The sequence below is a fragment of the Marinibactrum halimedae genome (assembly GCF_021234875.1).
GTDB classification, from domain to species: Bacteria; Pseudomonadota; Gammaproteobacteria; order Pseudomonadales; family Cellvibrionaceae; genus Marinibactrum; species Marinibactrum halimedae.
In genome coordinates, this window is the sequence record NZ_JAJQVM010000015.1 from 61,060 (window position 1) to 75,815 (window position 14,756).

A 14,756-nucleotide genomic window follows, 5' to 3' on the forward strand; every position below is an offset into this window, starting at 1 on the left:
TCTACTTCACAACACTCTAAGAAGTAGAGGGTGTTGTGAAGATCAGTTGTTGGTGAAGGTTTGATTAAGTATCCATTGGCTAACACAAAAAATCATGAGTTGGCGTTAATGGGTTTGTACGTTTCCATTGGCGCGTCGTTTTTCTTTGTTTTTTGGGGTTTTACTGGTGGGGCCAAATCCGGTCACCATGTCTTTACACCACTTTAAATAAGTCAATTGGCATTCGCTGATCATTTTTGCTTGTTGTGCCGCAGTGGCCATCAAACCATGGTTGAACGTCATCATGGTTTTCGAAGCAATGGTTGGCCACCCTATGGGGTTGTCTGCGCACTCTTTCATGCCTTCTAGCTGAGCTTCGGCCATCTCGTGCAGCAAGTTGTTTTCAGGCTTTATGCACTTTTCCATTAGCTCCTGTTGCAATGCTAGCCATTGCTGGGCGGCTTGGGTGTAATGGTCCGGGTCCAGTAAATTATGGCTAAACGATTCCCAGTTGAGATTGCGATAAAAATTGATCATATCCTCACTGAGGTCGTTGATATTTTGGGTAGGTAAAGTGGGTAACACGTAAGACGTTAGGAATTGTTGGGCGCGATTGAAAGATTCCATACCCGTCTCGGTGAGTTGTGTCAGAGATGCTTCAAGAGCGGGGTTTAGTGTGTAAGGGCTTGAAGATGCGTTCATGAGAGGGCTCTCTTATTAAAATGTAATCTAGAGTCGTGATGATTGGCATTGTTGTTTAACACGCAGGCGACTGGGTAACGAAAAATATGGCGTTTAAATTATTGCCGGTCTATCAGAGTGTTTTTGTCAGCCTCACGGAGTCAACCTATTATTAGATTTATTCAATTGTTGGTTTATTCAATATCTCGGTGAAGTAGTGTGGTTTTCCCTTTTATGATTTTTGTTGATTATTGTTTTGTTGATTATTGTTTTTGTTGATCCGTCGCACTGTTACCCGCATAGTCCAACGTCTAATAACGATAGACTACCTTCGTTAAATAGGTAGTGTTTGTGCGAGAAGAGCGCAAATAAAAAGAACATGAACAAAAAACGGAAATAAACGAGCGATAGGTATACAAAGTGGAAGACATTATTGATCAATTGCGGGAAGTGAACCAGGGTGCGGTCGTGCCATTGCCGTTGCCCACATTGGACGACATTATCGAAGTGCAAGAACAAATATTGATCCATATCCCAGCGGATTACCGAGAGTTTTTGTTAACGGTCAGCGATGTAATTTATGGGCGACTTGAACCTGCAACCGTAGCAGACTCTGGTTTACATACTTATTTACCAGAGGTGGCGGCACAGGCATGGTCGGAAGGCGTGCCTCGCCACCTTATCCCTATTTGTGAAGACCAAGGGCAATATTATTGTATTACTGAAAGTGGTGAAATTTCTCTCTGGGCAGGAGCACAACCTCTGGGAGAGGAGTGGGAAAATATTTGGTATTGGGTGCGGGATGTCTGGCTTGAGGGAAATTGATTTCCGCCTTAGCATTGACCGCTTTTCTGCTGTCTATACTGGCCAGTAGCAATGATCTCAGCGAGGAACTGAATGACCATTAACGACTATCTCAACATCCTTTCTAAAAATGATGGCTCTGATTTATACCTCAGTACGGGCGCACCACCATGTGCAAAATTTCAAGGGGTGTTAAAGCCATTGGCGAAAGAGCCTCTGAAGCAAGGTGAGGTAGAAATTATTGCCAATAACATTATGGATGCAGAGCAGCGTAAAGAATTTGAGCAAGAGCTTGAGATGAACTTGGCGATTTCGGTTCCGCAGGTAGGGCGCTTTCGTATCAATATTTTTAAGCAACGTAATGAAGTCTCTATTGTGGCGCGTAATATCAAGACGGAGATTCCTCGTTTTGATGATTTAAAATTACCCCCCATATTAAAAGAGGTTATTCTGAATAAGCGTGGCTTAATTTTATTTGTGGGGGGCACAGGCTCTGGAAAATCAACGTCTTTAGCGGCCTTGATTGATCATCGAAACAGTTCTAGTGGTGGTCATATTATTACGATTGAAGACCCGGTTGAGTATGTGCACAAGCATAAAAAATGCATTGTGAATCAGCGTGAAGTGGGGGTAGATACACGTAATTGGCACAATGCGCTGAAAAATACGTTACGCCAAGCGCCCGATGTCATTTTAATTGGAGAAATTCGAGATCGGGAAACCATGGAACATGCGTTGGCGTTTGCTGAGACGGGGCACTTAGCGATTTCCACTCTGCATGCGAATAACGCAAACCAGGCGTTGGATCGAATTATTAATTTCTTCCCCGAAGAGCGTCGTCCTCAATTATTGATGGATTTGGCGTTGAATTTGCGCGCCTTTGTGTCGCAACGTTTAGTACCCACTGTGGATGGTAAGCGTTGTGCTGCAGTGGAAATTTTGCTGGGCACAGAAACCATTAAAGAGCTCATATTACGTGGTGAATTTGAGTCGATTAAAGAAATTATGGCGAAGTCCGAAAATTTAGGAATGCAAACTTTTGATTCGGCTTTGTTCCAGTTGTTGCAAGAGGGGCGTATTTCTGAAGAAGACGCGTTGCGTAATTCCGATTCACCCAATAATTTGCGTCTTCGTATTAAACTTTCTAAGTCTCAATCGAAGGAAGGGCAAGGCGAAGATTCAGCGTCGAAAGAGGGTGAGGATAAAGAAGTTTCATCCGAATCGTCACTCAATTTAACCCTTGAGGCGATTGAGGAAGATGAAGACGAAAATCACGATCCTTTTGCCCCGAAAGGCGAATAATGTTTATTTGGATAAGCGCTTTGTTTGCTCTGTATAGTGAGTGATCGCAGCCAAATTTGAGTAAGAATTGGGCAAATGACATGCCACTTTGCAAAGTGGTATGATCCTCGCCCATTCATAAAATATAAAAGTAGAAGTGAGATACATAATGCGTGTAGGTTTTGTAGGTTGGCGAGGCATGGTGGGTTCTGTGCTAATGGAGCGTATGCTTGCCGAGGGCGATTTTAATGATATTGACCCGATTTTTTTTACCACCTCCAATGTGGGCGGTACAGGCCCCAATATTGGTAAGTCCACTCCAACCTTAAAAGACGCTACTGACATTAGCGAACTCAAAAATATGGATGCCATTGTGTCCTGCCAAGGGGGCGATTACACAAAATCCGTTTTTGGCGCTTTACGCAATATCGGTTGGGATGGCTATTGGATTGATGCTGCATCCAGTTTACGGATGGCCGATGATGCGATCATTGTCTTGGATCCGGTTAACCGAGCAGTGGTGGATCAAGGGTTGAGCCAAGGGATAAAAAATTATGTTGGCGGCAACTGTACGGTCAGTTTAATGCTCATGGCCATTGGTGGCTTATTTCAGCACGATTTGGTCGAATGGGTATCTTCCATGACTTACCAGGCCGCCAGCGGTGCCGGTGCGCAAAATATGCGAGAGCTGATTACCCAAATGGGGTTTCTTCGCGATAGCGTGGCCGATGAGTTAGCCAATCCTGCCAGCGCAATCTTATCGATCGACCAAAAAATTACAGACGCCATGCGCAGTGGTGATTTCCCTTCCGACCAATTCGGTCACCCACTGGCGGGCAGTTTGCTGCCTTTTATTGATACACAATTGGATAATGGACAAAGCCGCGAAGAGTGGAAAGGGCAGTCTGAAACCAATAAAATTTTAGGCACGTCCGCATCGCCTACCCCCATCGATGGAACCTGTGTAAGGATTGGCGCCATGCGTTGCCATAGCCAAGCCTTGACTATCAAACTGAAAAAAGAGGTGCCTTTGTCTGATATCGAAGCTTTACTTGCTGAGGCAAACCCGTGGGCAAAAGTGATTCCGAATGACCGTGAAGCGACATTGTCCGAACTGACACCCACCAAGGTCACAGGTACCTTATCGGTGCCCGTTGGGCGTCTTCGTAAAATGAATATGGGGCCAGAATACCTCAATGCGTTTACCGTTGGTGATCAACTTTTGTGGGGGGCGGCCGAACCGCTTCGCCGTATGTTGAGAATACTGGTAGAGCGTTAAATAGCTAGTAGGAGGTGTGAGTTGGTTTGCCTGGTTTTGGCGACTGACTACACCTTTTAACCGTTTCTGGTAATGTGCCTGGTCGGTTAATCATCTTAATTCTGCAATGGAAGAACGTTTTCGGTCATTGATGTCATTCAGCTTATACTTATATGTAATGATGGGCCTCCTGTGAAGAACATAACGGTATAAGGTTGATCATTTTGAAGTCATGCTTTTCTTTTTTAATTTGTAAAAGTCAAGTTTTTAAAGTGTAAATTGATGGTTTTGTCATGTATTTGTTGTGGCGTGATCCACATCAATGGCGAGTTCTTGCCCTTTCATTGCGAAAATCCTATTTATAATGAATACTTACGTGGATTAGTGAATGGAAATTCGAGGTGTTTTGCCTGTGAGTTTCCTGATTTAACAACGTTATCGTGCATGTTTTGATGTGAGCAGCTGGTTTCTCTCTGGTGGTGATGACAGCGCATAGCAAATGCACGCTGTGCCCACGGAGATAACATAAAGGATCGCCCATGCGTCTTCGTAAACTTGGTGTATCAGTCGCGCTTGCGGCAATTTTTGGTGCGGAATATGCGACTGCACTGGGCCTGGGAGAAATCCGGGTCAACTCTTCTCTTAATCAACCGTTGGATGCTGAAATTCGATTGGTTCAAGTTCGCGATCTCACAGAAGAAGAGATTTTAGTTGGCTTGGCGTCTAATGAAGATTTTCAGCGTGTGGGGGTTGAGAGGCAATACTTTTTGAGTGGCTTAACTTTCGACGTTGAGCTAAATGGCCCGAATGGTCCTTATGTTAAAGTCACGACCAAAGATCCGGTCAATGAGCCTTTTCTTAATTTCTTGATTGAAAGCCAATGGCCGAGTGGTCGTATTCTTCGTGAATACACCGTGCTGTTAGACCTGCCTATTTACAGTGCGGATAAACCCAAAGCGGTTTCAACGCCGACACAGAGAACAGCTCCATCTACTACGCAGCCACGCGCAAGCGTTCCAACCCCTGCGCCTACTTCACAGCCTTCAGCTTCGGCCCCATCCATCCGTTCAACAGCAACCCCTCCGACTTCGGGCGTTTCTGGAGGAGGTACTTATGGTCCAGTTGCCGCGAACGATACGTTGTGGGAAATCGCTCTACAGGTAAGGCCGAGTAGTAATGTCAGTGTCCAGCAAACGATGCTGGCGATTCAAAACTTGAACCCTGAAGCGTTCATTAATAACAACATTAATCTGCTTCGACGGGGTCAGGTATTGCGACTACCTACCGAAGCCGATATTCAAAATTACGGTCGTTCTGAGGCGGTAAGCCAGGTTGCTTATCAGAATACCCAGTGGGGTGGTGCTGATGGCTCAGAAGTCACTGGTGCCGCTTTGTCAGGCAGTGCAGCGTCTGCACCATCAGCTAGGCCTTCTAGTGATGTTTCTGGGCGAGTGGTGCTGGGTGTAGGTGACAGTACCGAAGGTGTTTCTGAAAGTGGTAAGGGCGCGAACTCGGCTGCCGTCGAAGTTTTAGAAAATGATTTGGCGATTACGTTGGAGCAGCTTGATCGTTCACGTCGTGAAAATTCTGAATTGAAAGGGCGCATTGCAGACCTCGAAGACCAAATCGCGACGATGGAAAGGTTGGTTGAGGTCAGCAATGAAGAGTTAAGAGCACTGCAGTTGGCGGCAGAAAAGTCGGCAGAGGAGCGAGCTGCCCTTGAAGCGGCGGTTGCGGACACCTCTGAAGTGGGTACACCTGAAGTCAGTGCACCTGAATTAGGTGCATCTGAATCAGAGGCAGATATAAGTGTTCCAATGCCTGATGTTGCTGGTGATGAGCCGGTTGCTGACGTTGCCGATGAGCCCGCATCAACAGGTGAACCGAGTGGCCAGATAGCAACAGGGCCTGTTGGCGACGAACCTGTTGCGGAGCAGCCTGCTGTTAAACAGCCTGAAGCCGAAAAGCCGAAAGTGGACAATCGTCGTAGCGTTGTTGTTGCGCCACAAGCGCCTGAGCCCAGTTTCCTAGATGTCATTATGGGCAACTTGTTGTGGATAGGTTTGGGCTTGGTTGCCATTTTGGGCGGATTATTTTTCTTCCTGTCTCGTCGTAAGTCTGAGGAAGACTTGGATGATGAGCTTGCGGAAGAGGTATTGTCCACTGATGATGAAGTAGATGATCTGCAGTGGGATGAGCCGATTGAAGATGATTCCACCGTTGTTACTTCTAGTGATGTGGATTTCGATGCTGAGCAGTCGGTTGAAGATGATGATTCTTCTTTTGCTGACAGTGCTGAGGCCGAGCCAGATAGTGGCGATGCAGTGGGTGAAGCTGACATTTATATTGCGTATGGCAAGTTTGATAAAGCGGAAGAGATGTTGCTTACCGCAATCAAGCGAGATCCAGAGCATGTTGCTGCTCAAGAAAAGCTACTGGAAGTCTATGCAGAATCAGGACAGCTGGATAAGTTTGATCAGCACCTTTCAGAGGTGGGGGAGAGGGGGCAGTCTTCTGTTTCCCAGAGGGGTATGCAGCTACGCAGTCAGCATTTCCCGGATGCGGCCGCCTTTGCCGGTGCAGTTGCTGGCTTTGCAGCCGTTACCGATGATGATGCAACTCAAATTTTAGGTTTTGGTGACGATGATGACAGTATTTTAGGCGACCAAGCGTCTGGAGATGATTTTGGTGACTTGGACGTTGATTTACTGGAAGAGGGTAATGAGGCTATGTTGGCCTCGGGTGCGGAATCGGAGGCTGCTGACGGCTTTAGCCTGGATTTGGAGTCTGATTCGGCTTCTGGCTTGGATTTAGATTTGGATGGGCAGGCGTCGACCAGTACTGACGAGTTGGCTACTGATGAGTTGATGGGTGACCTTGGTTTGGATTTGGATCTGGATTCGGACCCTGCTAAGCCATTGACATCGGATGACGACTTGGACACAAGTTCTAGTGATTACGCTTTGGATGATGTGGGTAATCTAGATGAGACGTCGGCGTCTTTCCTGGAAGATTCCAGTTCTGACTTGGGTCTTGATGTTGATATTTCTGATGACCTCTCTCTTGATGATGATTTGAGTCTCGATAGTGACTTAGATATTGGTAGTGACTTAGATATTGGTAGTGACTTAGATATTGGTAGTGACTTAGATATCGGTAGTGAACTGGATCTTGATGGTGACTTAGACCTGGGCGGTGATTTTGATTTGAGTGATGATTTGGGCTTGGGTGACGACATTGATAGTGGCTTAAGTTTGGATGGTGACCTAGAGGGTGATAGCACTGAAGCTCCGGTCTCAGATGCATCAAGTGAAGAATCCGCTGATACTGTCAATAATGACCTTGCGCTTGATGAGGGGTTGGATCTTGATGTGGGTTTGGATCTAGATAGTGATCTTGATTTGGGCGACGACCTTGATTTAGGTGCTGATTTAGATTTATCCGATGATCTTTCGCTTGAGTCAGAGGCAGAAGAAGCTGATCTGGGTGAGGAATTATCGCTCGACCTTGATGAAGAGTTGAGTGCTGGCCTTGATTTAGGTGAAGATACTTTAAATGAATCGGTTTCAAATGAAGGTGTAGAGGCGAATCTGTCTGCTATGGAGGGTGAGCTAGGCGGAGCTTTAGATGAAGATTTAGACTTGGATGACATGTCCCTTGATGATGATTTGGCGGGCCTTGAAGAGGCGGCTGGTGATCTTGATATGGGTGATGATGATATCTTGGCGTTGGATGACGATTTAGATGTGTCGATCAATGAGCAGGACAGCCAGGCTTCTTCGTCGGAGGAGTTAGATGAGTTAGATTTGGCGGCGGACCTTGGCTTAGGTGAAGACTTGAATTTGGATGATGATTTGAGTTTGGATGAAGGCCTTGATTTGGGTGAGCTGGATAAGGAAATGGGTCTTCTTGATGAGCCGGTAGCAGAGTCAAATGATGGGTCGAGCGATGACCATGTCTTTGAAGAGGCGGTTGCCGGCATTGACATGAGCGAAGATTCTCTGGCAAATGATTTGGGCTTTGATGGCGATGACCCAGAAGCGGAAATGGACTTCTTAGCAGACACTGATGAGGCGGCAACTAAGTTAGATTTGGCTAGAGCCTATATTGATATGGGGGATAGTGAGGGCGCTAAGGATATTCTGGATGAGGTTGTGCAAGAGGGTACTGACCAGCAGAAGACCGAAGCGGAAGAGTTGTTAACTAAGATTACATCGTAGTCTAATTGTTGGTATTGGCTGGTTGTTGGTATTGACCGGAAGTGGTAAGGGGCGGCCTTAGGGTCGCCCTTTTTTATTTGTTCCGCGAGTTCGTTGCTCCGACTTATTTTAGTGTGTTGCTTTTTGAAAGGTTATGATTTGTTTATCAGTACTGCTTTTTTAATTCACTGAGTTGTTTTTTTGGGGTGGAGGAGCTTTGGGGTGGGTGGTTTTGTGTGATAGGGAATTTAAGGCACAAAAAAACCGCCGTTAAGCGGTTTATTTGAAAGTGGCGGACCGGACGGGACTCGAACCCGCGACCTCCGGCGTGACAGGCCGGCATTCTAACCAACTGAACTACCGGTCCGCGACTAAAGCTTCAAGGAGCTTAATTTGCCTTTTTGGTGGGTGGTACAGGGGTCGAACCTGTGACCTACGGCTTGTAAGGCCGTCGCTCTCCCAACTGAGCTAACCACCCGAAGGCGAGACGTATAGTACCGTTTTAATTTGTTGGGTCAATAAAAAAATCCAGAAAAATCAAAAATCTACGGGCAAACTTCAAACCACGGCACTCAGTTCTGATATCCGTTATTATACCTCGCCAAACCATCGTTTAGTCGTCATAGATTGGCTCCTCCGATAAAACATTATGAGATAATCATGGTCAGTAAGAGCGTGCGTTTATTGATGTTTGAAAAGCGTATTCATCAACAGTGTATTTATGAACAATAATGGGCAGTTAAAAACTATGCACCCTGTTTCTTTGTATGTAGGAATATTGTTGTTTTTTAAAGTTGCGAGGGCTCCATTGGCAATATTGGCATTCTGGGGCTCGGTCATGTCAGTGCAGGCGGCGATTGATGTGTATGAGTTTAAATCTCCTCAAGACGAAGCCCGTTTTGAGCGCTTTGTCGCGGAATTGCGCTGCCCAAAATGTCAAAACCAAAACTTGGCTGGGTCAGACTCCCAGATTGCTCAGGATTTGCGTCGTGAATTGCATCGAATGATCAACGAAGGCCGTGATGACGATGACATTGTGGAGTTTATGGTCAACCGTTACGGCGATTACGTTTTGTATAAGCCGAGGCTGCAAGATTCAACGGCCATGCTTTGGTTTGGCCCGCTGGCATTATTTTGTATCGGTTTTGCCGCAGTCATGTGGATTGCCCGTAAAAGGCGTTTAGCGGTCTCGACGCATGAGCCGGAGGCAATTGACCGATCAGCTCTAGAGGCCATGTTAAAAAAAGATAATGATGAAAATAGCCGTTAATGGATGCGTCTTTTTGAACGCCTACCGTGAACCGCAAATAATGATGGAGTCTCGAATAAATGACTGAATTATGGATGGGTGCTGCTGGCTTAGCACTGTTTGCAATGGCGTTTGTTTTGTGGCCGTTGCTAAAGCATTCGACACGATCGAAGGCGGAAATCGATCAAGAGCGCGCCAATGTGCAACTCTATAAGAGTCATTTGGCAGAATTGAATGAGAGCCAACGAGCTGGTGCACTGACAGATGATGTGTATAACCAGTTAAAAGACGAGCTGGATCGTTCACTTTTAGAGGACAACCAACCTGCTAAAGGGGGCAGTGATCGTGCTCGAGCATCAGGGTGGCCTATATTGATAGCCATTGCGCTTCTCGTGCCCGTCGCAGGCCTGTTTATGTACAGTCAAAGAGGCTTTTTCCCAGATATGGAATTGCGCTCGCTGTTACAGGCAAAAGAAGAAGCGGCAATTCAAGCGTTTCGCGCTGGTAGTCCGATGGATCAAAAAGTGATTCGTGACTTGGTCTCCAACCTAGAGGCCCGTGTTGAGAATGATCCAGAAAATATTCAGGCTTGGTATCATCTTGCGCAAAATTTGATGGAGCTTCAGGAGTATCGTAGTGCCATTGAAGCTTATAAGCAGGTGCTAACGATTAACCCGGAAGAAACCACCGTTATGGCAGAGCTGGCCCAAGCGGTATTCATTGCTTCTGGTAATCGTATGATTCCAGAAATTGAAAACCTTGCATTAAGAGTGTTGGAGAAAGACCCACAGAACACCACCGCGTTGGGGTTAGCGGGTATTGCGGCGTTTGGTAAATCTGAGTACACCGCTGCAATTGGTTTTTGGCAGAGGGCGAAAACCATTATGGGCAATGCGCCGGGCGCAGAATCGTTACAGGCGGGTATCGATCGTGCGCGTAAAGCACTGGGCGAATCGGCAGGGTCGGTAGTGGCTGATGTTGATGCAGCAAACACAGTGGATGATACCCAAGAAGGCGCCGTTGAGGCGGGTTTGAGTGTGGTGCTGGATGTGTCCCTTGGCGAATCCGTTCAAGCGAACCCGGATCAGGCTGTTTTTGTTTACGCCCGAGCGTGGAATGGCGCCAAGATGCCATTGGCGATTACCCGTTTGAAAGTGAAGGACCTTCCGCAAGCCGTCACCTTGAATGAATCCATGGCGATGATGGAGGGGATGAGCATGGCATCGTTTCCTAAGTTAGAGTTGGTTGCCAGGTTGAGTCAGGATGGTAGCCCGATGGCTAAACCTGGGGATGTTCAGGGGGCGGTTGGGCCAGTCAGCCATGATGATTTATCGGATGGTTTTGAGCTGATCATTAACACCCCGGTTAACTAAGAGGGTGTCAGAGTTCTTTTTATTTGATGAGGGTGTTGGGGTTGCAACCAGAGTGATCAAATAACATCCCATCTTCCCTTTCTTATTGTTATCTTTGTCTCACTATGGCTGCAAATTCCTATTCAAATCGGTAAAATCCGCCGCCTACTGACGATGTCTTACCGCTAGCCGTACCTGTCTTATTGTTGCTAAGGCTTCAGTTGCTAAGGCTTCATTGGAAGCTATAGTTCGTGTTTGATATCGATTTATGAGGGGGCTTGATTCTCTGTGAGAGTGATAAAATTGTATTATTGATCAGCTATATGGATGTAGGGTGGCGAGAAAGGGGTATTCCCTTCCATAAACATAATCAAAATAAAGTGGGTCAGTGCGTCTGGCCAACAGCGAGTGAAACAGATCTATGCGGCTTAAATGCATTAAACTGGCCGGTTTTAAATCCTTTGTAGACCCAACAACGGCGTACTTTCCCAGTAATTTAGGTGCCGTGGTTGGCCCAAATGGGTGTGGAAAATCCAATATTATCGACGCAGTGCGCTGGGTAATGGGGGAGTCTTCCGCGAAAAACCTTCGTGGGGAGTCCATGACTGATGTCATTTTTAATGGCTCGGGTGGTCGTAAACCTGTGGGGCAGGCGTCTATTGAATTGGTCTTTGATAACAGTGATGGCACCATTGTTGGTGAGTACGCCAGTTTCAATGAAATCTCGGTGCGCCGTAAAGTAACCCGTGACGGCCAGAACAATTATTACCTGAATGGGACCAAGTGTCGTCGCCGTGATATCACCGATCTCTTCTTGGGGACGGGTTTAGGTCCACGAAGTTATGCCATCATCGAACAGGGCATGATTTCTAAATTGATTGAAGCCAAGCCTGAAGATCTGCGCGTTTATATTGAAGAAGCAGCGGGTATTTCTAAATACAAAGAGCGTCGCCGTGATACCGAAAATCGCATGCGTCGTACACAAGAAAACCTTGAGCGTCTGACGGATATTCGCGAAGAATTAGATCGTCAGCTCAATCGCTTAGAGCGTCAAGCGCAAGCCGCCAAGCGTTACACAGAGTTGAAAGCAGAAGAACGTCAGAACAAGGCATTATTGCAAGCCTTACGCTATCAAGCCCTCGATCAAAAATCTTCCGAAACCAAAGCGACCATCACTGATTTGGAGCTGAAAGTGGAGGCGATGGTCACGTCCCAAGTGAGTGCCAATACCGAAGTGGAGCGCTTGCGAGGTGAGTACACGGATGCTGGTGATCGCTACAATGAGGTGCAAGGCCGATTTTATTCTCTTGGTGCCGATATTGCACGAATTGAGCAAACCATTCAGCACTCTCAAGAGCGCTCGCGTCAGCTGCAGGCCGATCTGGATCAAACCGAAAGAGACTACAAAGAAGCTCAGGATGTGTTGGGCTTGGATCAAGAAAAATCTGAGAATTTTGAAGCTGAACTCATGGAGATTGAGCCTGAGCTGGAGTTATTGACCGAATCGGAAGAAGGCTCCAGTGAGGCTTTATTGACTGCCGAAGAGCGCTTGCAAGTATGGCAATCCAAATGGGATGAGTTTAATCAGCGTGCTTCAACGCCTCGTCAACAAGCCGAGGTTCAGCAGTCTCGTATTCAGCACTTAGAGCAGGTGCAAACTCGATTAAATGAACGGATCGAGCGTTTGAGAACTGAAAAAGACAGTCTCAGTGCGGGAGAGGCAGAAGAAGAAATTGAATTACTCAATGAATCTCTGGCCGAATTGGACCTAACCGCTGAAGAGAAGCGAGAGCGTTTAGAGGCTTTAAACGATCAAGTGGAGGCCGAGCAGCAACGTTTAGAGTCGACGCGTACAGAGCTTGATACCATTAAAGAGCAGTTGCAAACCCAACGTGGTCGTCATGCCTCATTAGAGGCGTTGCAGCAGGCGGCTTTGGGAGATCAAGGGGATTCCGTCATTGAGTGGATGACGGGGAATAACCTTGAAGCGAATCCTCAGCTTGCTGAGCAGTTACAGGTCGAAGAGCGTTGGCAAACAGCAGTAGAAACGGTGCTTGGCGATCACTTGCAAGCGGTGTGTGTAGACGCGTTTGATACAGTCGCAGAAACGATTGAGCAATTAGAGCAGGGGCAGGTTGTCTTGTTTGACAGCCTCAATTCGTCCAGTAACTCCAGCACCAATGAGAATGCGGTGGCGCAGGGTGCGAGACCGCTATTGGCGTGCATTAATGCATCGGGCTCGGTCGAGTCGTTGTTGGATGGAATCTATGGTGTTGCGTCTTTGTCGGAAGCATTAGCCCTTCGCAGTACATTGAAACCTCATGAGTCTGTAGTGACTCAAGATGGCATTTGGCTTGGTTCAGGCTGGTTGCGTGTCACTAAAGGGGATGATGCGGCAGGCGGTGTTATTGCCCGCCAGCAAGAATTGGAAGCATTGGGGCAATCCATCACTGACAACCAAGCATTACTTGAAGCGCAGTCGGAAGTATTCGATGCTTTGAAAGTATCGATGAAGGAGGCGGAGCAACAGCGTGAAACGTTACGCTCTGAGTTAGACCAAGACAGCCGCCGTCGCAGTGAAGTCAGTGCCGAGTTAAGTGCGAAAAAAGCGAAGATTGAACAAATTTTGATGCGTCGATCCCGTGCCGATGAAGAAATCGGGGAATCCATGCGTCAACAAGCCCAAGAGGCAGAAAGCTTGGCGGAAGCTCGAGCCATTTTGGAAGAGGCCATTGAGGCCATGGAGAAAGACACTCAGGATCGAGATGCCTTGTTGGCTGAGCGCGATCGATGTCGAGCGGAAGTGGATAACGCTCGAAATCGTGCGAGGCAAGACAAAGACCGCGCGCATCAATTGGCTATGCGTTACCAGTCGGTCAAAACACAATTAGAATCGATTCGTACCAATATCTCTCGTGCCACCGAACAGGTTACTCGTCTTACCGAACGTCGTGCCATGTTGCAAGACAGTTTGGCCGAACACCGAGAGCCGGGTGAAGATCATAAGCTGGAGCTGGAAGCGTTGCTCCAAAAACGACTCAGTGTGGAAGAAGAGTTAGTAAAAGCACGATCTCTGGTGGAAGAGATTGAGCAAAAAATGCGGGAGCTTGAGCAATCTCGTGGCAAAGTGGAACAAGAGTTACAAGGAGTTCGTGGGCAACTTGAGCAAGCACGCTTAGCGGCAAAAGAATTTGAAACGCGACGGGCTAACTTATTGGAACAGCTTCAAGAAGAAAATTTCGAGTTGAAATCGGTGTTGTCTGAGCTGACCGAGGAAATGACCGAAGCCGGTTTGGTGGAGTCATTGGAGAAAATCGAGCAGCGTATCAGTCGTCTTGGCGCCATCAACCTGGCGGCTATTGATGAGTTTCAATCGGAGTCTGAGCGCAAAGAGTATTTGGATCGTCAGGACGGTGATCTGAGAGAAGCTTTAGAGATGCTCGAAAATGCCATCCGTAAGATCGACAAAGAAACCCGGACGCGCTTTAAAGAAACCTTTGATCAGGTGAACTCAGGCTTGCAAGAGTTGTTTCCAAAAGTATTTGGTGGCGGACATGCCTACCTTGAGTTGACGGGCGATGACTTGCTGGACACCGGGATTGCCATTATGGCGCGGCCTCCAGGTAAGCGGAATAGCACCATTCATTTGTTGTCTGGGGGAGAGAAAGCGTTAACCGCCATTGCGCTGGTTTTCTCGATTTTCCGTTTAAATCCGGCGCCATTTTGTATGCTTGATGAGGTAGATGCCCCGCTGGATGATGCCAACGTTGGGCGCTATGCTCGAATGGTGGAAGAAATGTCGGAACAGGTGCAATTTATTTATATTACCCATAACAAAGGGGCAATGGAGATGGCCCACCACCTCTTGGGGGTTACCATGCACGAGCCCGGTGTGTCTCGGTTGGTAACGGTGGATGTCGAAGAAGCGGCTGAATTGGCTGCCAGCTGATTTC

General features: G+C 47.2%; 8 protein-coding genes and 2 tRNA genes. 7 read left to right on the plus strand and 3 right to left on the minus strand.

Going from position 1 to position 14,756, the window contains the following annotated elements; genetic code table 11:
• Positions 1–105: 105 nt before the first annotated feature.
• Positions 106–681 (minus strand): hypothetical protein, encoded by a 576-nt coding sequence (locus LU351_RS10330; RefSeq protein ID WP_232593996.1) that lies wholly within the window; start codon positions 679–681, stop codon positions 106–108.
• 399 nt (positions 682–1,080) lie between these two features.
• Between LU351_RS10330 and LU351_RS10335 the strand changes: the two genes are divergently transcribed.
• The 4 genes from LU351_RS10335 to LU351_RS10350 all read left to right on the plus strand — a co-directional run bounded on the left by LU351_RS10335 (position 1,081) and on the right by LU351_RS10350 (position 8,223).
• The gene (locus tag LU351_RS10335) at positions 1,081–1,485 is read left to right on the plus strand and encodes an SMI1/KNR4 family protein (protein ID WP_232593997.1); all 405 of its coding nucleotides are present in this window, start codon (positions 1,081–1,083) and stop codon (positions 1,483–1,485) included.
• 72 nt (positions 1,486–1,557) lie between these two features.
• Entirely contained in the window at positions 1,558–2,766 is a 1,209-nt protein-coding gene (locus LU351_RS10340; RefSeq protein ID WP_232593998.1) for a PilT/PilU family type 4a pilus ATPase, read from the plus strand.
• A 148-nt stretch (positions 2,767–2,914) separates the two neighbouring features.
• Positions 2,915–4,024, plus strand: coding sequence for an aspartate-semialdehyde dehydrogenase (gene asd, locus LU351_RS10345; protein ID WP_232593999.1), 1,110 nt, complete (start codon positions 2,915–2,917; stop codon positions 4,022–4,024).
• 518 nt (positions 4,025–4,542) lie between these two features.
• Positions 4,543–8,223: a FimV/HubP family polar landmark protein gene (locus LU351_RS10350; RefSeq protein ID WP_232594000.1), complete on the plus strand. Its 3,681-nt coding sequence runs from the start codon at positions 4,543–4,545 to the stop codon at positions 8,221–8,223.
• A 269-nt stretch (positions 8,224–8,492) separates the two neighbouring features.
• On the opposite strand, the gene LU351_RS10355 is transcribed toward LU351_RS10350, so the two are convergent.
• Positions 8,493–8,569, minus strand: a tRNA-Asp gene (locus LU351_RS10355).
• Between the two features lie 35 nt (positions 8,570–8,604).
• Positions 8,605–8,680 (minus strand) — tRNA-Val (locus LU351_RS10360).
• A gap of 243 nt (positions 8,681–8,923) precedes the next feature.
• On the opposite strand from LU351_RS10360, the gene LU351_RS10365 reads away from it, so the two are divergent.
• From LU351_RS10365 to smc, 3 genes are all read left to right on the plus strand, one after another.
• Entirely contained in the window at positions 8,924–9,472 is a 549-nt protein-coding gene (locus tag LU351_RS10365; protein WP_232594001.1) for a cytochrome c-type biogenesis protein, read from the plus strand.
• Between the two features lie 59 nt (positions 9,473–9,531).
• On the plus strand, positions 9,532–10,824 hold the full coding sequence (gene ccmI / locus LU351_RS10370; RefSeq protein ID WP_232594002.1) for a c-type cytochrome biogenesis protein CcmI: 1,293 nt from the start codon (positions 9,532–9,534) through the stop codon (positions 10,822–10,824).
• A gap of 400 nt (positions 10,825–11,224) precedes the next feature.
• On the plus strand, positions 11,225–14,752 hold the full coding sequence (gene smc / locus LU351_RS10375; protein ID WP_232594003.1) for a chromosome segregation protein SMC: 3,528 nt from the start codon (positions 11,225–11,227) through the stop codon (positions 14,750–14,752).
• Positions 14,753–14,756 lie beyond the last annotated feature (4 nt).

Excerpts from the sequence above, each read along its gene's own strand:
- smc (WP_232594003.1), top strand. The coding sequence starts at position 11,225 with ATGCGGCTTAAATGCATTAAACTGGCCGGTTTTAAATCCTTTGTAGAC.
- LU351_RS10330 (WP_232593996.1), bottom strand. The coding sequence starts at position 681 with ATGAACGCATCTTCAAGCCCTTACACACTAAACCCCGCTCTTGAAGCA.
- LU351_RS10340 (WP_232593998.1), top strand. The coding sequence starts at position 1,558 with ATGACCATTAACGACTATCTCAACATCCTTTCTAAAAATGATGGCTCT.
- LU351_RS10365 (WP_232594001.1), top strand. The coding sequence starts at position 8,924 with ATGAACAATAATGGGCAGTTAAAAACTATGCACCCTGTTTCTTTGTAT.
- LU351_RS10350 (WP_232594000.1), top strand. The coding sequence starts at position 4,543 with ATGCGTCTTCGTAAACTTGGTGTATCAGTCGCGCTTGCGGCAATTTTT.
- ccmI (WP_232594002.1), top strand. The coding sequence starts at position 9,532 with ATGACTGAATTATGGATGGGTGCTGCTGGCTTAGCACTGTTTGCAATG.
- asd (WP_232593999.1), top strand. The coding sequence starts at position 2,915 with ATGCGTGTAGGTTTTGTAGGTTGGCGAGGCATGGTGGGTTCTGTGCTA.